Here is a 19001-nt window from a genome sequence, read left to right on the forward strand (position 1 = left end):
AAGACGACCAGACCTACCGACAACAATTGAAGGCCGCCCGCTACAACAAAGCAGGTCAGCCGCCTGATTGGTTTGCCTGGTATTGCTGCCCCCTTCATGCATAACTGCGAGATGCTGCTGCAGGTAAGCGAGGCTAGGCACAATCCGAGTTCCGCCGGGCTCATCGCTGCGCTACTCCGCGGCTGGTCAGTAACACCCCCAAGAGGATGAGTACGATCCCGACAGCATAGCTTGCGCTGAGCAATTCAGCGAAGCACCAGGCGCCTACCAGCGGCGTGATGACATAGATCAATGCTGTCCAGGGATAGGCCACTGCCAGCGGTAGCTGGCGCAGCGTCAGCAGCCAGCAGCAAATGCCGCCGGCAGAACAGGTCACGGCGGTCCATAGCCATGGATTGCGAATGAACCCCGGCAGCGCGCCGACATGGACTACTGAATGCAGGGCGGCGAACTTAAGGAAGACCTGAGACGCGGTCATGCATAGGATCATTCCTGCTAGGGAGGCGACCTTCTTCATCGCTTGGCGACGATAATGCTCTGGCCGCAAGCGATGTCTCTTAGCAGGGGAATGCGTTCGACCAACGGTTCGGCTGCCCGAAGGAACTTGGCAAAGGGATCTGGGCAGAAGAATGGCACCAGGTTCAGCAAGCGACAGCTACGCACGGTCAGGCCAGCTGCGCCCAACCAGGCACCGATCAAGCGGGGACGGAACGAGCGTTCTTCATGCTCGATGTGGTAGCGCGAGAAGCGCTCTAGCAGCTTGAGTACTGGATTATTGCCGTTGGGCTCTAGCACAACCACCGTGCCTTCGAATGTTGCCAGGCCGGCCAAGGCGCGCGCCGGATCGGGCAGGTGGTGCAACACCCCCCTGATCACGATGCAGTCGAATTGGCCAGGACTGAGGTATTGGTCCAGATCATAAATATTGCCAACTTCGAAGCTAACTGTGCCGGCCACGCCCAAGGCGTGAGCGCGGGTGCGGGCTGCCTCGATCGCGACAGCGGCCGGATCCAGTCCGATCACCTGGCGCACGCCAAGGCCAGCGAATTCGACTGTGTAGGCACCGTCTCCGCAACCGAGGTCGAGCACGGATGCATCCTGGAAGTCAAAGGATTCGGCAATGCTACGGCTAATCCGGCCATTGGCGAGCCGGGCAGACAGGCGCTCGCCAGTGTAGGCGTAGGAGCCTTGTTTGCGAACGTCTTCGTCAAAGCGGCGGACATTTTGCTTGAAATCAGACTGGGTCATTTCGAGGGTTCAGGTTTGTAGCCAACAGCGAGCATATTACCTACGTTCATGGCGATTTGGCGATCCGCCAGACCGCTGCGTTCGAGCAGGCGAAGGAGTAACCGCTTGGCGCTGGCAGGCAAAGGGGTGAGCCGCAGCCAATAGCGTAAGGGATAGGCGTTGCGGATGGGCTTGAGTGCGATGTGCTCGAAGCCTGTGCGCGCAAGGAGCTCATGCAGTGCTCGGGGACTGAAAAGCTGCAGGTGCTCGACGTCGATAATTGGCGAACGCGGGCCGAGCAGGCGATTCAGCGGGGCGCGCCAATTGTGCACCACGACCGCAATTGCTCCCCCGGGTTCCAGCAGGCCATGCGCGGTGGAGACGAATTCACCCGGGTCGCGAAGGTGTTCGAGAGTCATGAACGATGTGATCAGGGAGAGGGTCTCGCCTTCCAGCATTGCCGCCGAGAACATGCCTTCCCGCAGCAGTGGTCGTGCTGCTGGCGGAGCGGCCTCGATTGCCGCGCGCGATGGCTCGATCCCGATCACCGGAAAAAAACCTTGCTCCTGGAGGAAGGGGAGCAGTGGCCCGCTACCGGCGCCGACGTCGACTGCGGCATTGCGGCGTGCTAGTCCCGGCAGGTGGACCCGCAGGGCGTCGGCATAGGTTTGGGCTGCTGCCAACGCTTCGGGGCCGGAATCGAAATCCGCGTCGGAATAGGCTGCATGGAGGAAATCCTCGGCAGGGGGGGTCGGCGCATAGACCAGGTCGCAGTCTTTGCAGCGTACCAAGCGAAGGCACATGAATTCCGGTGGCTTGCGCGATGCGTAAGTCAACGCGCCGACGCGTGCCGGATCAATACGCTCATCGGTGAAATGCGCATAGCTGCGGCCGAGGCAGACGGGGCATGGGCGCTCGCTGCTCACACCTGTCCCCGTGGGTCGGCCGGACGAATTGCGCCGCGCACAATCAGGTTGCGGCGAATAAAGGCTGGTCGAGCCTTGGTTTCCTCGAAGATCTTGCCAATGTACTCCCCCAGCAAGCCGATGCCGAGCAGGGTGAAAGAACCAAAGAACATGACCAACAGCGACAGGAAAGTAACACCCCTCGGGACGGAATCGGCTTCGAATAGCCGCACAAAAATGGTAAAGATTGCCAGCAGAACCGTGCCAAAGCTTGCGATGCCGCCCACCGCGGTGAGCAGGTGAAGGGGCATGCGCGAGAAGGAGAATATGCCTTTCTTAGCCCAGCCGATATTCTTGATCCAGTTGTTAGTGCTGACGCCAAACATGCGTTCTGGCCGCACGTAGTCCACACCTTCCTGGCGGAAGCCTACATAAGCGCGCAGCCCACGCAAAAAGGAGTCGCGCTCCTGGCACTGCAGTAGCCAGTACACGACGCTGCGATCGATCAAGGAAAAGTCGCCCGCATCCTTGGGCACCGGCACTTCACTCATGATTGCAAAGACGCGGTAGAAGGCCCGGTAACATGCCTCGATCAGTACCGGCATCTCTCGCTTGATGCGCCGACCATAAATGACGTCTGCTCCAGCGCGCCAGCGTTCGACGAACGCTTCGATCAGCTCTGGCGGATCCTGAAGATCGCCGTCCATTAGCACTACGGCTTCCTTGCTCGCCAATTCCATGCCGCTGCGAAAGGCTGCTTGCGAGCCGAAATTGCGCGAGTGGGTAATGCCGATCACATGAGGATCCTGGGCACTGATTTCGCGTATCGTTTCGGCCGAGTTGTCCGGTGAATTATCGTTGACGAAGATGATCTCGTAATCGAGTCCGAGGCGTTGGAATACCGCTACCAGCCTCTCGTGCATGATAGGAATCGCTTGGCCGTCACGATAACAGGCGATCACGGCGGATATGGAGTTCTTTTCCTGGCGTGATTGAGTCCGCTTAGTCAGCCGTTCAAATTCCGCATGGACGAGATGGGCCTGCCACCAAGCGCGCGTTTGTTGCAGGCCAGCCGCGAGGCTGGTCTTGGGAGACCAGCCGAGCAGGTGTTTTGCCTTTCCAATATCGGCAAACCAGTTGTCGGTATCCCATGCGCGGCCCGCGGCGGGATTGAATCGCGGTTCAGCGGCGAGACCAAAAGACTGGATCGCAATGTCGGCCAATGCTGCAAGTGTAGTTGGCTGGCCACTGCCTATGTTGATGGATTCGCCAGCGATGTCGGGACTCATCATCTGGGCGGCATCGGCAAAGGCTTCGATCACGTCGTCAACGTGCACGAAGTCGCGGCTTACCTCGGCGCGGGCCAGCATCGGCAGTTCACCTTTCAAGCTGGCTTCGCACAAGGCAGGAATCAATCGCGAGCTATCCTCAAATGGGCCGTAAACAGCGTACAGGCGCAGGTTGGCAACCGGAATGCCGCGCACTTTGCCAAAGTAGGCAATGGCAGCGCTCGCCGCAACCTTGCTGACTGCATAATGGCTGTTTGGCAGTAAAGTAGCGTCTTCCACAGGGCCTGCTGAATTGAGGCCATATTCGGACGAACTGCCGGCATGGATAAATGCCGCCAGCTTCAAGTCGGCAACTTCTTCCATCAAGCGGATAAAACTGAGATAGTTCGTAGCATGGACGCGCTCAAAGTCCTGCTCGAAGGAATAGGCGCCAAAGGACGAGCAATCAAAAATGGTCTTGGGGGCGACGCGGTGCAGCACCGACCGGACGCTGACCGGATCCTGTAGATTCAGGAATGCGACATGGGTCGATGAAATGCCGTCGAGGCGCCAGGTATCGCCGGCGAAAACAGTGCCGATAACGTCACTGCGTACAGCCAGCAGGCGGCGCAGTAAGTTGGCCCCAATGAAACCGCTGGCGCCGAGTACCAACACTGGGCCGGCGAGGCTTTTAAGCTTGTCTTCTAAGTTCATTTTCCCTCAGTGACCATATTGCGGATGGAAACCGCATCGAGCCCGCACTGCTTGCGGTGAAAAGCCTGGGAGCCGAAGCGGCCGCCGGGGTAACCGAGTGCCGGTCGGTGAACGAAGCGCCCGGCCGTTAGGCCACGCTTTGCTAGTTCAAAGGCCAGGTGCATGCCAAGACCTCCGTGGGCAACGTGTTCTTCCAGGACGTACAGCGGACCGCGTCTTATTTGGTCCAGGAAACTGGCTGGTATGGCGGCGCCATTGAACTCGCACACCGCCCAAACCGATGGCCTGGCGTCGATGTCGAGACCTGCCAAGGCATGCCATGCAAGCCCAGCCATCGGTCCCAGCGCTGCCAACGCGCCGCTGTTGCCAGGTAGGACTTCGCGCCAAGGGGCATACCCGGGCACGCTCTCGCCGGCCGGCCTGACGTCATAACCAAGTCGAAGGTAGGTAGGCATTTCCAAATGGGCGAGAAGGACCGAAAGGTCGTCGTCGAAAGCCGGAGCCAGGACGCGCACACCTAGGGCGTTCATCGCGGCGCAGTCTTCCAAGGCGTGATGGGTAGGCCCCATATGGCCATATGCATATCCGCCGCCGTTGCCGACTAGACAAACGGGTAGCTTGCCCAGGCACAGGTCGTTGCGGATCTGCTCGAAAGGCCGCGCGTAGCAGAATGGCGCAATACTGTAAACGATAACGCGCAGCTCTTCTCGCGCGAGCCCCGCCGCCACGCCAACCATGTTTTGTTCCGCCACACCGGCATTGACAAAACGATTGCCAAACGCAGTCTGGACCTCTTCCAGAGCCATGAAGCCTAGATCGCCAGTCAGGAAGAACCAGTCCTCGCGATTGCACTGAGTTAAGACGGCTTCTGCAAACGCTTTCCTCATCGGCGACCCTCCTGTTCCACGGCGTTTCGCGCTACATAATAATTGGCATCTGACAGGGGCAGGTAGTGGGACTCAAGCTGATCCGCAAAATGCAGGCCGTGACCTTTGACTGTCTGGAGGGTTAGCACTCTCGGAGCACCAGCGACGGGTGAACTTAGTGCTTCGCAAATTGCATCCGGATCGTGGCCATTGACGTGCTGCACGCTGGCGCCGAACGCAGACAAACGCGGCGTCAGGTCCTCGCAGGAAATCACGTCGGCAGTACGGCCGAATCCTTGGAGCCCATTCTGGTCAATCAGTATGGTCAGGTTATCGAGGCGCTGATGGACGGCAAAATTGAGCGCCTCCCAGCAGCTTCCTTCCTGCCACTCGCCATCAGAACACAGGCAATAGATGTGGTGAGCAAGACCTCTATGGCGTGCCGCGAGCGCGAGACCGGCAGCGAGCGAGGGACCGTGACCGAGGGACCCGGTTGAAAACATCAGTCCTGGAATGCCGGCACCGCTGGGGTGACCCGGGAGTAAAGAATCATCGCGGGCGAAGCTTTCCAGTTCAGCATCCGAGAGTTGGCCCAGGCTCCACTGTGTGACGTAGAGGGCGCCCGCAGAGTGCCCTTTGGAGAGGATAAATCGGTCGCATGGTCTCATCACTTGATGGTGCAGGGTCATCAGCGCTTCGATACACGAGAAGTTGCCTCCGATATGCCCGCTGTTCGCATCTCGGTGAAGTTGGAGGAGCCGCAATTTGGTCTTGCGCAGGAGGTCGCGGAAGTGCGGATCAGGCTTGCCCATCATTCAGTATCTTTCGATTTGAAAATTCTATACGCCGCATTTCCAGCAAACGGCACTGGCAAATAATTCTGCGCTATATATTGTTGAATCAATGGATGTGTATTTTTAAAGCGCAGATCGTCGCGCCCATCGAGTGGCAGATCAATTACGAGGGCAAAGCCAGGCTCGGCCGCCTTGATGCGCTCGATCTCTTTTTCCTCAAAGGCGGCCGGGCGCGGAAGGATTGCATAAATTTCCCACATAGGCGACTTGCGCTCCAGTAAGGCATATGCACCAGGCCAGACCGGCGTTGCAATAAATGTTTTGCCACCTTGAGCGTATTGCCGGCTCAGCTCTCGCAACAGAGCCACATCGTGGGCGGTACTAGAATCCACTTCAAGGTCTTTCCCAGAAACCTCAATAGTGACGCACTGGGTACTCGCGTGGCATTGCCAACCGGGGTGGTATACGTGCATGACCCAAAAGCTGGCGCTAACCAGTGTTAGGGCAAGCGGCCATTTGACCTGGCTTCGCGCTGAGGAGAAGAGCAGCATGCATCCCACCAGCAGTGGGAAAATGCCCTGAGCCAAGTGGCCTATATCCGCACGTGAGAATGCAAAATGCGCGTACGGTAAAGCAAGAAACGCCGATGCCACGAATGCTGGCGCGACAGGTTTCGCCTTGACCTTGCAGTAGGTGACCCAAGCAATCGCTGCAATCGCATAGATCAGAACAGCCATGAAGAAAAGACCGACCAGGACGCTTCGAGCAGTTTCGCCGGCCGGGGCTCCAGTGAAGTCAACCAACCATGGCCAAGGAACAGGCAAGGGTAAATTGGTCGACTTTGTTTCCAGTAAAAAGCGAATACTTTCCCAAAATGCCTTGGAAAAACCCGGGACAACTAGAATCATCAATATGACAGGGAGAAAACCGACTACAACCCCGCCTGCCCAGAGCAGGCTAGCCTGGACGAGGCCTGAACCAGAGCGACTGTTGATTGAAAACCAGGCAAAGACTCCAAGGCAAGCAATAGCGCCATACATGCCGTGGTTGCGGCCAAATATCGCCGCTACGCCCACGCAAACGCCTGCGATAAAATAGCGACGAGCAGTAGGATTCTTGATGAGGTAAGTAAGTGCGCCAATCAAGAATAGCGAAATCGAGATATCGAAAAGCTTATGGCGCGGAAACATCCAAACCATGAAAGTGGCTGCTGCTATCAGCCAAAGTATGAATTCAGTCCGTGGCTTGTTATGCTCAGAGCTTGTAATTAACAGCATTCCCACGAATAACCCGTAGGCCTGGAAGACTGCTACTGCAGCGCGTAGACTCATGATGCCGGCGTCGCCGAAAATGCTCATAATCGTCGCGGACCAGTAATACCTTCCTGGGTCGTAGGCCAGGAAATCGCGAATCGGGATTTCGTTATTGAGTACACGCTGTGCGCCGTACCAGAGATATCCTTCATCCCACAGATTAAGTCCCTTATTGCCTTGCCACATGAAAGAAAGAAAGACAGCTAAACAGGAAATTGCCAGTGTCTTGAGGACGATATAGTCATTCTTTCTTATGACGTCGTGCATGCGGGCATCATTTTGTGAGAAAAATGACATTCTAAACTGTAGGGGGAGGGACGTCACCTTCTTTGCTGGAACCGCTTCCGAAGGGGCAATCTGGGCCGCGAAGTGGACGCGTCAAGCGGGCGCTGAAACAAAAACGCCGACCTGCAAGGGTCGGCGTTTTCATTTTTATTCTTGGTGGCCCGGGGCGGAATCGAACCACCGACACAAGGATTTTCAGTCCTCTGCTCTACCAACTGAGCTACCAGGCCAAGGCGCGCAATTATAGCAGACGGATTTTCCTTTTGCCAAGGCTTCAGGCCAGTACGATAGAATGTTGTCATGAGTGCAGCAAACCTCGATCCCGGACAGATTGCGTTCATGCGCGGAGGCGTGTCGATCAGCGTGGCCAGTTGCGACCGCAACGGCTTGCCCCAGCTTGTGCGCGCCATCGGCTGCCGCGTCAGCGACGACGGCCGCCGGGTCACGGTCTTCGTGCCGGAAGCGAAGTCGCAGGCGGTGCAGCGCGACATCTTTGCCAGCGGCGCCATTGCCGTCGCCTTCACCCAGCCTTCCACCCACCGTACCATGCAGCTGAAGAGCCGCGATGCGCGGGTGGCGGCGCTGCAGCCGGACGACGTGCAACTGGTCGAGGCTTACCGCGACGCCTTCGTGGCGGAGGTGGGCGCGATCGGCTTCCACGAAAAGATGGTGCGCACCCTGCTATCGTGCCCGCCCGAGGAACTGGTGGCGCTGAGCTTCTGTCCCAGCGAGGCCTACAGCCAGACGCCGGGGCCCAACGCCGGCAAGAAGCTGGAGGCAGGCGAATGAGCGCGATCATGCTCGACACCATCCGCGAGTGCTTCGAGGGCGTCATCCCGGCTGTGCTGGGCACGGCCGACCTGGCCGGCATGCCGAACGCCTCCTACCTGTCGCAAGTGCAGTACATGGACCGCGACCACGTGGCGCTGTCCTACCAGTTCTTCAACAAGACGCGCGCCAATATCCTGGCCAATCCGCATGCCAGGCTGACGGTGGTCAATCCCTATACCGGAGCCCAGTATTCGCTGGCGCTGCAATACCTGCGCACCGAGACTTCCGGCCAACTGTTCGAAAGCATGAAGGCCAAGCTGGCCGGCCTAGCCTCGCATGTCGGCATGACGGGCGTATTCAGGCTGCTTGGCTCCGACGTGTTCCGTGTCACCGAGATCGTCTGCGTCGACCGCGACGTGGCGCCGCCGCCCCCGCCGCCGCGCAACACCCTGGCCGCGCTGCGCCTGTGTTCCGAGCGCCTGCTGGCCTGCCGCGACCTGGCGCAACTGTTCGACGAAACCATGGCTTGCCTGAACGAGAAGATGGGCATCAGCCACGCCATGCTGCTGCTGCACGATCCGCAGGCGGCCTGCCTGTACACGGTGGCCAGCCAAGGTTACGAGCAATCGGGCGTGGGCTCCGAAATTCCGCTGGGGCAGGGCGTGATCGGGGTCGCGGCGCGCGAAGGCACGGCAATCCGCATCAGCCACATGACGGCCGAATACAGCTACAGCCGCGCGATCCGGCAGCAGGCGGAAGGTACAGGGCTGGGACATGCACTGCAGACCGAGATTCCCTTTCCCGGGCTGGCCGCATCGCGCAGCCAGCTCGCCGTGCCGATCCAGGGCTGCGAGCGCCTGATCGGCGTGCTGTACGTGGAAAGCACGCAAGACCTGCGCTTTAGCTACGATGACGAAGATGCGCTGGTGACCTTGTGCGGCCAGCTGGCGATGGCCATGCACATCATGCAGAACGTGCCGGTTCCCGAGCCTGAGCCCGAAATGGAGGCGCTGCCCGATGTGCAGGGGATGCCATTGGCGGTGCGCCACTTCGGCGACAACGATTCTGTCTTCTTCGGCAACGACTACATGATCAAGGGCGTGGCGGGAGCCGTGCTGTGGGCCTTGCTGCAGGACTTTGTTGCGCATGGCAAGACCGCCTTCAGCAATCGCGAACTGCGGCTGGACCAGCGCGTGCGCCTGCCGGACATCAGCGACAACCTGGAAGCGCGCCTGGTCCTGCTGGCGCGGCGCCTGTGCGAACGCGAGGCGCCGGTGCGCATCGAGAAAACAGGACGCGGCCATTTCCGCTTGTGCGTCCAGCGCCCCTTGCGGTTGACGGAAGCCTGAGCCTGCGGCGCTTCATGCGGCGATCGGCTGCGGCGCTGCCAGTACTGCTTCCAGCTTCTGCATGTCGCGTGCGCTGACCAGGCTGCGCGTGAGTGACAGTATGCCTTCGAACAGCGGCGGCGGCATGCCGGCGCGCATGCCCAGCAGCATGCCGGCGCGTTCGGCCGGGCTCACGGCCGGGATCATCCAGCGCATGGTTGCCTGCATTTCCTCCGGCGTAATGGCAGCAATGATGCGCTCGTGGATCTGGTGCAGTTCCTCGTCGGAGTAGCAGGTCCACAGCACGGCATTGTGCTCGGTTTCCTCCAGGTTCATATGCACCAGGTTCTCGCCGATGAAGACCGACAGTTGCAAGTGCAGGTGCTCCAGGTGCTGGAAGCGGGCGCCGCCGACCGCAGTGGCACAGTGGTCGCACAGCGCCAGCAGCTTGTCGATGGCCCAGTCGTGGTGATCATGGTCGCCTTCGGCCAGCTGCGCCGAGCCGGGACGGCGCGCGTTCATTGCAGGATGCACGAAATCGCGCTCGTGTTGCAGGTGCTTGCGCATCATGGCCAGCAGTTCGCGCACCTGCGCCAGGCTGCCCTGCAGGTCTTCGTTATCGGCGGCGTCGGTGCGGGACAGGCGGCTTTCCGTGTCGCTCATGAAGTGGCGCAGCGCCTTGTGGATGCCGGAGTACATATTGATTCGCGGTTTGCTCATGTCATTCGTCCTCGGGTGGGTACGAAGAGAATGGTAGTCATGAAGACATCGCCGCGTTCTTAAAAACTCCCTCAGCAAACCTTAAAAACTTCTTAAGCAAAAGTCGGGGTCAGGTCTGGCAATCCGCCATTTTGGCGGATTGCCAGACCTGACCCCGACTTTCATGGTGCACGTTGGCGCGACTTCAGCGTGGCGCCGTCGAGGGCGAACAGCAGCACATGCTCGCCCATGCGCGGGCGGCCGTCGGGGCCGGGCTCCAGGGGGATGGGTGGCGTGGACTGGTACAGCCAGACTTCGCGGCCGCTGCCGAAGCGCAGGCTGAGCTGGGGCGGGCCCAGTGCGGCACGCGTTGCCGTACGGTCGCGCGGGGCGGCCGGGCTGGCGGGTGGCGGGTCGTCCATGTATTCGAAGCCCAGCAGGGTGTCGTCCGGCCAGCTGCGGTCCCATATCGGGGCGAAGTAACTGCGGTCGAGCAGCACTTGGCAGTCGCAGTAGGGCATTTCAGCAGCGGGCGGATTGCCCGCATACAGCGCGTGGAAGGGCAGGGTGGCGTGCCGCTCGCCTGCCTGCAGGGTAACGGAGAATAACGGTTTTTCCGTAAAGAACATATAGTTGCCGTGCGGGTCGCTGCATACCTTGTCCGGACTGCGCAGGAACTCATCGAGCCAGGCAAACAGGTGGGCGTTGTTGGACACCAGCCCGGCCTCCATGCCGACCAGGCATTCCAGCCGCAGGTCGCCCAGGCGCCGCATGCCTGCCGGTACGCCCGGGCTGCGCACTTCGGCGCGCCATGTCATGGACAGGGTCTTGCGGTTGGCAAGAACCGCGCTGTCTTCGCGCCACAGTTGTTCGTTGTAGTCCAGCGTGAAGCTGTTGTCGGCGCCGACCGGCACCGACATGCTGGTGGTATCGCCCACCACCTTCAGCCTGATGCCTTGCATATCGGTGCCCGGCTGGCGCGGCAGGAGGCGGAAGCGCAGCGTGGCCTGCGGCGCCAGCGCGCGCTCGCGCTTGAAACGCTCCACGCCCTGCAGCATCTTGCGGTAGGACTTGTCCACCGGTGAACGGGTGCCGGGCACCTCCACCGTGGGCAGCGCCAAGGCCGAGGCCAGCGCCAGCAACAATGTCGTTTTCCACATAATTACAGATTGTGGCATCCTGCTGAAATCCTCGCACAATGAATGCGCGCAGCAGTGCGCGCCCGCTACTGATGATCAATGAAGCCCCGGCGCTTGAGAGTCTGTCAACCAGGTATGAACTCTTGGTATCCAGCATCAGCGACTACGCGATCTACATGATGGACACGGAAGGCCGCATCAGTAGCTGGAATGCGGGCGCCCAGCGTTTCAACGGTTTCAGCGAAAGCGAAGTGCTCGGCATGCATTTCTCGCGCTTCCATACGCCGGAAGACCAGCAGGCCGGCCTGGCGCAGCGCGCCCTCGCAACAGCGCTGCGCGAAGGCCGTTTTGAAAGCGAGGGCTGGCGGGTGCGCAAGGATGGCTCGCAGTTCTGGGCCAGCGTGGTGATTGACCCAATCTATACTCCGGACGGCGAGCACGTCGGCTTTGCCAACGTCACTCGCGATATCACGGAGCGCAAGCGCGTCATGGAAGCGCTGCGCGAAAGCGAACGGAGTTTCCGCCTGCTGGTGCAGGGCGTGATCGACTACGCGATCTACATGTTGTCGCCGCAAGGCCTGATCACCAACTGGAACCTGGGCGCGCAACGCATCAAGGGCTATGCGCCGGAGGAGGTGCTGGGCACCCACTATCGGCGCTTCTTTACTGAAGATGACAAGGCGGCAGGCGTGCCGGATCGCGCGCTGGAAGTTGCGGCGCGGGCGGGCCGCTACGAAAGCGAAGGCTGGCGCGTGCGCAAGGACGGCACGCGCTTCTGGGCCCACGCCGTGATTGATGCGCTGTACGATGATGACGGCGAGTTGCTCGGCTTTGCCAAAGTCACGCGCGACAACACCGAGCAGCGCCAGGCGCAGGAATCGCTGGAGCAGGCGCGCGCGGCCCTGTTCCAGGCGCAGAAGATGGAATCGATCGGGCAATTGACGGGCGGCGTGGCGCACGACTTCAACAACCTGCTGGCTGTGGTATCGAACGGCATCGACATCCTGCGCACCGCGCCGCCGGAAGCTGCCGGTGCGCGCGTGCTGGACAGCATGCGCCGCGCGGTCGACCGGGGCGCCGCGTTGACGCAGCAACTGCTGGCCTTTGCGCGCCAGCAGCCGCTGGCGCCCAGCGTGCAGCAGCTGAACCGCCTGGTGCTTGGCTTCGAAGGCGTGCTGCGGCGCGCGGCCGGCCCGCTGATGCGCTTTGAAATGGACCTTGACCCCAAACTGCGCCAGGCCTCGATTGACGAAGCGCGCTTCGAGGCAGCCCTGCTTAACCTGGTGGTCAATGCGCGCGATGCCATGCCCGAAGGCGGCACGCTGGAAGTCACCACGCGCAACGTCAGCCTCGAAGCCAACCAGGAGGGAGCCCTGCCTGCCGGCGACTATGTGCGGGTCAGCGTTGCCGACACCGGCACCGGCATGAGCGAGGAAGTGCGCCGGCGCGCCTTTGAACCGTTTTATACCACCAAGGAAGTCGGCAAGGGTTCCGGCCTGGGATTGAGCCAGGTGTACGGCTTTATCGTGCAATCCGGCGGCGGTGTGACAATCGACACCGAGGAAGGCAAGGGTACATGCATCAATCTCTTCCTGCCGGCCCTGGAGGAGGCGGTGCCGGAAACGCCGGCGCCGCGCGCGGCGCGCGAGGAACGCGTGCTGATCGTGGACGACGACCCGCTGGTGATGGAATCGGCGCGCGAACTGTTCCAGTCCATGGGCTACGCCACCTTGCATGCCAACGATGCGGCGGCTGCCTTGCGCGCACTGCAGCGCGACAGCGAAGTCGACGTGCTGTTCAGCGACGTGATGATGCCGAACGGAATGACCGGCCTGGAACTGGCGCGCGAAGTGCGCCAGCGCTACCCGCGCATCAAGATCATCCTGTCTTCCGGCTTCCCGCAGTCGGACCAGGAGTTTGCCGTCGTCGGCAAGCCGTATCGCCTGGCCGACCTGGCCCGCCAGTTGCGCACCGCCTGAGTTACACTCTACGGCTTTGGCACAAGCCGCGGAGGGGACATGAAAAAAATCGTACTGGGAGGATTGGCCATGCTGATGGCTGGCAGCGCCATGGCAGCGTCGGTGCAGGACGTGGCGGAACGCTACCGCAAGCTGGTGCTGGCCATCGGCCAGCATGACAGCAGCTACGTCGATGCGTATTACGGCCCGCCGGAACTGGAACAGCAGGCGGCGCAGGACAAGCAAAGCCTGGCATCGATCAAGGCCGGCGTGGTGGCGGCACAGCGCGACATCGCACAGCAGAAGGCCGCTGGCGCCGACGAAGCGCTGCGCATCGAGTTCCTTGCCAAGCAGCTCAAGGCCATGCAGGCCCGTGTCGACATGCTGGAAGGCCGCAAGTTCAGCTTCGACGAGGAGACCGCGCTGCTGTACGATGCCGTCACTCCGCACCACGATCGCGCCTATTACATGACGCTGGTGGCGCAGGTCGACAAGCTGCTGCCGGGCGAGGGGTCGCTGCCGGAGCGCCTGAAAGCCTTCCGCGCAAAGTTCGCGATCCCCAAGGACAGGCTGAAGCCCGTCTTCGATGCTTCCATCGCCGCCTGCCGCGAGCGCACCGCCGCCTTCATGGCCTTGCCGCAGAAGGAAAGCTTCGTGCTGGAGTTCGTCAGCAACAAGCCGTGGTCCGGCTATAACTGGTACAAGGGCAATGCGCATAGCCTGATCCAGATTAATACCGAGTTCCCGATCTACATCGAGCGCGCGGTGGACCTGGGCTGCCACGAAGGCTATCCGGGCCATCACGTCTACAACGCCTTGCTGGAACAGGCGCTGGTCAAGCAGCGCGACTGGGTGGAGTTCAGCGTGTATCCGCTGTTCTCGCCAATGTCGCTGATTGCCGAGGGCAGCGCGAACTACGGCATCGAAATGGCGTTCACCGATGACGAGCGCCTGGCCTTCGAGCAGAAGGTGCTGTACCCCTTGGCGGGATTGGACCCCGCCCTGGCGCCGCAATACGCGCAGCTCATGAAATTGCTCGGCAAGCTGAGCTACGCCGACAACGACGCGGCGCAGGCTTACCTGGAAGGGAAGTGGACGCGCGAGCAGACCATCGAATGGCTGGTGAACGTGGCCTTGTACCCGCCGGAGAAATCGGCGCAGCGCCTGTCCTTCTATGACGCCAACCGCGGCTACGTCATCAACTACAACCTGGGCAAGGACCTGGTCAAGGCCTGGGTGGAAAAACATGTGACGGCCACCGATCCGGTGGCCGCCCGCAAGCAGCGCTGGGAAGCGTTCAAGACTTTGCTGTCGTCGCCGCGCCTGGCCAGCGGCCTACGCTGATGAGCTGATCAGGCGGCTTTTTTCGCGCTCAGGCATTCTTTCATGAAGGCCTTGCGCTCATCGCCCTTCTTCCCTGCCGCGTCTGCGTTGCAGGTCTTCATCTTGTCCTGCTGCGTCGCCGGCGCGGCTGGTTTCGCACTCAGGCATTCCTTCATGAATGCCTTGCGTTCGTCACCCTTCTTGCCTTCGGCTTCCTTATTGCAGGTCGTCATTTTGGATTGCTGGGAGTTCTTTGCCGGCGCCGGGTCCGCGGCGAAAGCGGCGGAACAAGACAGGGCCAGGGCGGCAATGATCAGTTTTTTCATGAGGGGTTCCTTCTAACAGTTGAGTTGGTCTTGCGGTAGTAACTATACATAGATTTTTTGTCGATGTGACCTATTCTCAAAGGACGCCGATGAGTTCAAACGGTCGTTTCTACTGGGGAGTGAACATGGACAAGAACTTGAAAGGGGCAAGCTATGCCGGCCTGGCGCTGCTGTTGCTGTCGGCCTGCGCGGGCACGGATCCAAAACTGGGCGGGGCGCCAACCATGGCCACCGGTTCCGCGGGCGGCGCCACGGCGTCGAATGCGAATACCCAGTTGGAAAAATGTGACAAGCCGCTCGGTACGCTCGGCGTGGTGGAAGATACGGCTGCGCCGTGGTACCACCACCTGTCGCAATACAAGCTCGGCTCAACCGTGCCAGTGCTGCGCATGATGATCCAGCAATCGAATTGCTTCGTCGTCGTCGAACGGGGTGCGGCAATGGGCAAGCTGATGCAGGAACGGGCGCTGGCTTCGTCCGGTGAAATGCGGGCCGGCAGCAACTACGGCAAAGGCCAGATGGTCGCGGCCGATTACACCATGAGCCCGAGCATCACCTTCAGCCAGAAAGGCACGCAGGGTGTCGGCGGCGCGCTGGGCGGCCTGGGACTGCTGGGTAGCGTGGCGGGCGTTGTCGCTGGCGGGCTGAAGGCGAACGAGGCCTCGACCACCTTGCTGATGGTGGACAACCGTTCCGGCATCCAGCTGGCGGCGGCGGAGGGCAGCGCCAAGAACTATGACTTCAACGTTGGCGGCGCGCTGTTCGGCGGCGGCGGCTTCGGCGCGGCCGGTGGCTATTCCAACACGCCGGAGGGCAAGATCCTGATCGCCTCCTTCATGGATTCGTACAACCAGCTGGTGAAGGCGGTGCGCAACTATAAGGCGCAGGAGGTTGCCGGCGGCATGGGCACGGGCGGCGCGCTGGGTGTGCAGGGCGGATCGACGCCGGCATCCAAAGAGCTCGAGAAGAAGGCCGGCAAGAAGAAAAACTGAGTTCCATTGCGGGCCAGGCGAACTATAGTGTAAGTAGCTCTTCGGAAGGGAGGCCGCCATGACCCGCAAATATATCGACTGCCGCGAATTCCCCAGCGATGCGCAATGCAGCGTCGCGATATCGGCAGACAACGAAGACGAGCTGCTGGAAGTGGCCGTCCAGCACGCCGTCTCGGTCCACAAGCATGCGGACAGTCCTGAACTGCGCAGCGCCATCCGCGGCATGATCCATGAAGGCATGCCGCCGGAACATGCGATGCCGCCAGGCGCCACGACAGGCGCGCCGGAAGGCGTCAGGCCGCACTAGGCGGCTTGCTCCGAGGGCCGGGTTTCCAGGTGGCGCAGCAGGTCGCGCCCGAGCACGCGCAGGCGCGCTGTCTCGACCTGGCGTTTCTTGTAGGCGTCATGGCTGGCTGGGCCTTCCAGCGTGCGGCCATGGCTGGCCTTGTCCATCAACTGGATCTCGTACTCGAAGAAGAAGCCGATGTCGTAGTCGGGGCCGCCGCTTGCCGGGTCGTCCGGCGGCAGGTGGATCATCTTGCGGACCGTAACCTGGATGCTGTTGAAGCCGGCGCCGCTGTGCGGGTTGTCGGCCCGCGTTTGCGGCGACGAGATGGCCATCAGCTCCGCATCCATCTTTTCCAGTAATTCAGCCGGGTAGCCGTCGGCCGCTTCCAGCAGGCAGCGGTACTGGCTGAACACTTCCTTCGCGGCCTCCATGTCGAGCAGGGTGTTGCGGGTACGCTGGGAGTCGACATTGGTGACCGATATCAGGTGGGCGCGCTGCAGCGTGCGCAAGGCAAGCAGGCATTCGAAGCGCGTGTTGAACACCAGCCGCACGCCGAGGTGGTCGAAGATGTCGGCAGCCAGGTAGGCGGCCTTTTGCAGCAGCTTCAGCAGGATACTGCCGCGGCTCTTGTTGTTCTTGCGGTCAAAGTGCAGCAAGGGCAGGCAGGTTTCGCCATCGCTCAGGTAGAACTGGCCGTCCTCTTCGCGGATCACTTCGTCCAGGCTAGCAAACACTTGCTGGCGAATGGTGTTGAAGTAGCGCAGCTTGAGGTTGTTATCGATGTAGAAAATGCCGTGCATGACCTTCAGCACGGCGCAAGACCACATGCGGCGCAGCTCGACTTGCTCATTGCCGTGCAGGGAAGCGAATACCAGCAAGTCCAGCGGATCTTCCGGCGCCCTCACTTCAGGCGGGACCAGGGCGGCCTGCACTGGGGCAAGGAAGCTGGTGCAGATGAAATCCAGCGCTTCAGCGTGGGCACGGGCGATCACTGCGCGCGCATGCGGGTTGTCGATGTCGAAGCCGTACTCGCGCACGAACTGGCGCGCGTCATGCTGGTTGCGCAGGGCCAGGCCGCCGAGGTCGATGGCCGACACGCCGGAGGCGATGGCATTCAGGTAGGTCCAGTTCAGGGAAAACTTGCCCTGGCACTTGAGTGAGGGATGCATGGCGGCGTTCGTGAATTGGTGCAACCGTCCAGTCTTTAAAGAAAGTATCGCAGTCGCCGGTGCAAGCCGCAAGCGCGGTGTTGTATCGAGATCGGCCCTGCGTCTTGGCGGGCTGCGCACGATTGAAAATCGCATTTACAACGACGTTATTATTTTAATAATATAGTGTCGGCCGAAAATTATTCTCCTGAAATAACAGTGATTCCATCCATTCCCAGCCTGCGATTTGATAACCGTACCGAGTTCGACGCGCTGCACTTCGATACCCTCGACCAGAACGGCGTTGCGTTTCACGTGATCGTCGCCAAGACAGGATACCGCATGGCGCCGGGTGAAACCGCTGGCATGGCCAGGCTCATTCCAACCGATGAGCCGCTGCCGCTGTACGACAAGGACCAACACTATGATGACGATCTGGAAAAGAGCGTACGGGTAGAAAGCGACCTGGCGCCGTATAAACCGCTCTGCGATGTCGTGGTTATCGGCGAAGCCCATCCACCAGCCAACGTTAAGGTGCCGCATTTCCATGTCGGGCTGCGGCTGAATCATCCTGATGCGCCGGCGCCGACCCCCGAGCGGCCGCGCCCACTCAATCCCATGCAGGCTTTGTCGCCCGCTGTTTTCGAGGAATGGCAGCGGCAGTTGGAAATCGCGGAGCGAACACGCCTACCCGGCAAGGTCCTGGTCGATAAGACCTTGAACGTGACGGGGAAGCGCTATCTGCGTCGCCGTGCCGCGCCTGTTCGATGGCTGGGGGGCTTGCTGCGTGCCGCGCCGTGGCGACTGACATCCGCAGAGCCGGCAACGGCTGTCCCGCTGCGCTACGAGTCGGCTTTTGGCGGCGAGTGCCGCGTGGAGCGCGCCAGTGGCCTGACGAAACGGATTCCAAAGAAGCACCGCCTGAAAGATGGGCAGGCCGCCAATTATCCAACGCCGCCTGGCGCCCCGGACGCGCACGACAGCAGCCAGCAAAACCCGGCAGGCTGTGGTTTCAGCAGGAAGTGGTACCTGGACGCGACCCGGACTTCCGAACTGCCAGCGCCCTGCATTGAGTATCCGGCGCGGCCGTTCAGTGCGGACTTGTTCTGGAAGGTAGCCCAAGGACAAACCGACCTGGAAACTGCCGGCATGGGATATGTGGGGCGTGGGTGGCTGCCCCGCCGCACGCTGGTCGGTACGGTCGAAGAAAAGTCCGACTGGCAGGAAAACGAGATACCGCTTCTGCCCAAGGATTTCGACTTCCGCTATTGGAATGGTGCCCCGGATGACCAGCAGTGTCCGCACCTGGTTGGCGGCGAGCAGTTCCGGCTGACCAACTTGTCGCATCCTTCATCGACCCTGGCGCAGCTTGACCAAGCGGGCAACCGTCACCTGGCCTTCGCCTTGCCGCAGCAGTCGCTGTTTGTCATGGGCGCAACGGAGGCGGGAGGGATTGCGGTCCTGCCGCTGGCGATCGACACTGTCGTGATCGATATGGAAGCCGAACGGCTTGAATTGGTGTGGCGGCTTGCCATTGTCGCCGACGGAGAATTCGAGGACGTTCGCCTGATGCACGCTACCGAACCCGAGCAGCTGGCACGCCTGAACGAATGGCCGTCCGCCCAGCCTGGACCCGCTCCCCTGGCCGCCTGATAC

18 protein-coding genes and 1 tRNA gene are annotated in these 19001 nt (G+C 61.0%); 7 read left to right on the forward strand and 12 right to left on the reverse strand.

The genetic code is table 11. The annotated features are described in order from the left end of the window. Window positions 1-160 precede the first annotated feature (160 nt). From ACN9MY_RS05530 to ACN9MY_RS05565, 8 genes are all read right to left on the reverse strand, one after another. Window positions 161-517: a hypothetical protein gene (locus ACN9MY_RS05530; protein WP_426321018.1), complete on the reverse strand. Its 357-nt coding sequence runs from the start codon at window positions 515-517 to the stop codon at window positions 161-163. Then, entirely contained in the window at window positions 514-1248 is a 735-nt protein-coding gene (locus ACN9MY_RS05535) for a class I SAM-dependent methyltransferase (protein WP_426321020.1), read from the reverse strand. The genes ACN9MY_RS05530 and ACN9MY_RS05535 overlap by 4 nt, the downstream gene beginning before the upstream one ends. After that, window positions 1245-2153, reverse strand: coding sequence for a class I SAM-dependent methyltransferase (locus tag ACN9MY_RS05540; RefSeq protein ID WP_426321022.1), 909 nt, complete (start codon window positions 2151-2153; stop codon window positions 1245-1247). Before ACN9MY_RS05540 ends, ACN9MY_RS05535 begins: the two co-directional genes overlap by 4 nt. Then, a complete protein-coding gene (locus ACN9MY_RS05545; protein WP_426321024.1) occupies window positions 2150-4114 on the reverse strand; it encodes an NAD-dependent epimerase/dehydratase family protein in 1965 nt (654 codons plus the stop codon). The genes ACN9MY_RS05540 and ACN9MY_RS05545 overlap by 4 nt, the downstream gene beginning before the upstream one ends. Next, a complete protein-coding gene (locus ACN9MY_RS05550) occupies window positions 4111-5001 on the reverse strand; it encodes a transketolase family protein (RefSeq protein WP_426321026.1) in 891 nt (296 codons plus the stop codon). Before ACN9MY_RS05550 ends, ACN9MY_RS05545 begins: the two co-directional genes overlap by 4 nt. Then, complete coding sequence (locus ACN9MY_RS05555; protein WP_426321028.1) at window positions 4998-5795, reverse strand: 1-deoxy-D-xylulose-5-phosphate synthase N-terminal domain-containing protein; 798 nt, start codon at window positions 5793-5795, stop codon at window positions 4998-5000. Before ACN9MY_RS05555 ends, ACN9MY_RS05550 begins: the two co-directional genes overlap by 4 nt. Beyond that, window positions 5792-7354: a hypothetical protein gene (locus ACN9MY_RS05560; protein WP_426321030.1), complete on the reverse strand. Its 1563-nt coding sequence runs from the start codon at window positions 7352-7354 to the stop codon at window positions 5792-5794. Before ACN9MY_RS05560 ends, ACN9MY_RS05555 begins: the two co-directional genes overlap by 4 nt. 172 nt (window positions 7355-7526) lie before the next feature. Continuing rightward, a tRNA-Phe gene (locus tag ACN9MY_RS05565) sits at window positions 7527-7602 on the reverse strand. Between the two features lie 70 nt (window positions 7603-7672). Between ACN9MY_RS05565 and ACN9MY_RS05570 the strand changes: the two genes are divergently transcribed. Both ACN9MY_RS05570 and ACN9MY_RS05575 read left to right on the forward strand, forming a co-directional pair. Next, window positions 7673-8161 (forward strand): hypothetical protein, encoded by a 489-nt coding sequence (locus ACN9MY_RS05570; RefSeq protein ID WP_426168282.1) that lies wholly within the window; start codon window positions 7673-7675, stop codon window positions 8159-8161. Next, complete coding sequence (locus ACN9MY_RS05575) at window positions 8158-9492, forward strand: GAF domain-containing protein (RefSeq protein ID WP_426336943.1); 1335 nt, start codon at window positions 8158-8160, stop codon at window positions 9490-9492. Before ACN9MY_RS05570 ends, ACN9MY_RS05575 begins: the two co-directional genes overlap by 4 nt. Window positions 9493-9504: 12 nt before the next feature. Here the strand turns inward: ACN9MY_RS05575 and ACN9MY_RS05580 are convergent, their stop codons facing one another. Then, a complete protein-coding gene (locus tag ACN9MY_RS05580) occupies window positions 9505-10191 on the reverse strand; it encodes a hypothetical protein (protein ID WP_426336944.1) in 687 nt (228 codons plus the stop codon). A 161-nt stretch (window positions 10192-10352) separates the two neighbouring features. Next, entirely contained in the window at window positions 10353-11348 is a 996-nt protein-coding gene (locus ACN9MY_RS05585) for a hypothetical protein (protein ID WP_426336945.1), read from the reverse strand. A 53-nt stretch (window positions 11349-11401) separates the two neighbouring features. Between ACN9MY_RS05585 and ACN9MY_RS05590 the strand changes: the two genes are divergently transcribed. Then, window positions 11402-13288 carry a PAS domain S-box protein gene (locus ACN9MY_RS05590; protein WP_426337623.1) on the forward strand — a complete coding sequence of 629 codons (1887 nt, stop codon included), beginning with the start codon at window positions 11402-11404 and terminating at the stop codon, window positions 13286-13288. A gap of 39 nt (window positions 13289-13327) precedes the next feature. After that, window positions 13328-14611 (forward strand): hypothetical protein, encoded by a 1284-nt coding sequence (locus ACN9MY_RS05595; RefSeq protein ID WP_426336946.1) that lies wholly within the window; start codon window positions 13328-13330, stop codon window positions 14609-14611. 8 nt (window positions 14612-14619) lie between these two features. On the opposite strand, the gene ACN9MY_RS05600 is transcribed toward ACN9MY_RS05595, so the two are convergent. Then, window positions 14620-14916 carry a PsiF family protein gene (locus tag ACN9MY_RS05600; protein ID WP_426168298.1) on the reverse strand — a complete coding sequence of 99 codons (297 nt, stop codon included), beginning with the start codon at window positions 14914-14916 and terminating at the stop codon, window positions 14620-14622. A gap of 125 nt (window positions 14917-15041) precedes the next feature. Here ACN9MY_RS05600 and ACN9MY_RS05605 point away from each other — a divergent pair, with 125 nt between their 5' ends. Together ACN9MY_RS05605 and ACN9MY_RS05610 are read left to right on the forward strand one after the other, a co-directional pair. After that, window positions 15042-15908, forward strand: a complete 867-nt coding sequence (locus ACN9MY_RS05605; protein ID WP_426168301.1) for a CsgG/HfaB family protein — start codon at window positions 15042-15044, stop codon at window positions 15906-15908. A gap of 58 nt (window positions 15909-15966) precedes the next feature. Then, window positions 15967-16215 carry a DUF1059 domain-containing protein gene (locus ACN9MY_RS05610; protein ID WP_426168303.1) on the forward strand — a complete coding sequence of 83 codons (249 nt, stop codon included), beginning with the start codon at window positions 15967-15969 and terminating at the stop codon, window positions 16213-16215. Here the strand turns inward: ACN9MY_RS05610 and ACN9MY_RS05615 are convergent. Further along, a complete protein-coding gene (locus tag ACN9MY_RS05615) occupies window positions 16212-17366 on the reverse strand; it encodes a TIGR04552 family protein (protein ID WP_426336947.1) in 1155 nt (384 codons plus the stop codon). The two genes, ACN9MY_RS05610 and ACN9MY_RS05615, sit on opposite strands and share 4 nt — an antisense overlap. A gap of 198 nt (window positions 17367-17564) precedes the next feature. Here ACN9MY_RS05615 and ACN9MY_RS05620 point away from each other — a divergent pair, with 198 nt between their 5' ends. Continuing rightward, window positions 17565-18998, forward strand: a complete 1434-nt coding sequence (locus tag ACN9MY_RS05620) for a DUF2169 family type VI secretion system accessory protein (protein WP_426336948.1) — start codon at window positions 17565-17567, stop codon at window positions 18996-18998. The last annotated feature ends 3 nt before the right edge of the window (window positions 18999-19001 follow it).

The organism is Pseudoduganella sp. R-31, assembly GCF_049913235.1.
Lineage (GTDB): Bacteria > Pseudomonadota > Gammaproteobacteria > Burkholderiales > Burkholderiaceae_D > Rugamonas.

Coding starts and splice junctions, on each gene's coding strand:
- ACN9MY_RS05530 (WP_426321018.1), bottom strand. CDS start 517: ATGAAGAAGGTCGCCTCCCTAGCAGGAATGATCCTATGCATGACCGCG.
- ACN9MY_RS05535 (WP_426321020.1), bottom strand. CDS start 1,248: ATGACCCAGTCTGATTTCAAGCAAAATGTCCGCCGCTTTGACGAAGAC.
- ACN9MY_RS05545 (WP_426321024.1), bottom strand. CDS start 4,114: ATGAACTTAGAAGACAAGCTTAAAAGCCTCGCCGGCCCAGTGTTGGTA.
- ACN9MY_RS05550 (WP_426321026.1), bottom strand. CDS start 5,001: ATGAGGAAAGCGTTTGCAGAAGCCGTCTTAACTCAGTGCAATCGCGAG.
- ACN9MY_RS05555 (WP_426321028.1), bottom strand. CDS start 5,795: ATGATGGGCAAGCCTGATCCGCACTTCCGCGACCTCCTGCGCAAGACC.
- ACN9MY_RS05560 (WP_426321030.1), bottom strand. CDS start 7,354: ATGCACGACGTCATAAGAAAGAATGACTATATCGTCCTCAAGACACTG.
- ACN9MY_RS05570 (WP_426168282.1), top strand. CDS start 7,673: ATGAGTGCAGCAAACCTCGATCCCGGACAGATTGCGTTCATGCGCGGA.
- ACN9MY_RS05575 (WP_426336943.1), top strand. CDS start 8,158: ATGAGCGCGATCATGCTCGACACCATCCGCGAGTGCTTCGAGGGCGTC.
- ACN9MY_RS05580 (WP_426336944.1), bottom strand. CDS start 10,191: ATGAGCAAACCGCGAATCAATATGTACTCCGGCATCCACAAGGCGCTG.
- ACN9MY_RS05585 (WP_426336945.1), bottom strand. CDS start 11,348: ATGCCACAATCTGTAATTATGTGGAAAACGACATTGTTGCTGGCGCTG.
- ACN9MY_RS05590 (WP_426337623.1), top strand. CDS start 11,402: ATGATCAATGAAGCCCCGGCGCTTGAGAGTCTGTCAACCAGGTATGAA.
- ACN9MY_RS05595 (WP_426336946.1), top strand. CDS start 13,328: ATGAAAAAAATCGTACTGGGAGGATTGGCCATGCTGATGGCTGGCAGC.
- ACN9MY_RS05600 (WP_426168298.1), bottom strand. CDS start 14,916: ATGAAAAAACTGATCATTGCCGCCCTGGCCCTGTCTTGTTCCGCCGCT.
- ACN9MY_RS05605 (WP_426168301.1), top strand. CDS start 15,042: ATGGACAAGAACTTGAAAGGGGCAAGCTATGCCGGCCTGGCGCTGCTG.
- ACN9MY_RS05610 (WP_426168303.1), top strand. CDS start 15,967: ATGACCCGCAAATATATCGACTGCCGCGAATTCCCCAGCGATGCGCAA.
- ACN9MY_RS05615 (WP_426336947.1), bottom strand. CDS start 17,366: ATGCATCCCTCACTCAAGTGCCAGGGCAAGTTTTCCCTGAACTGGACC.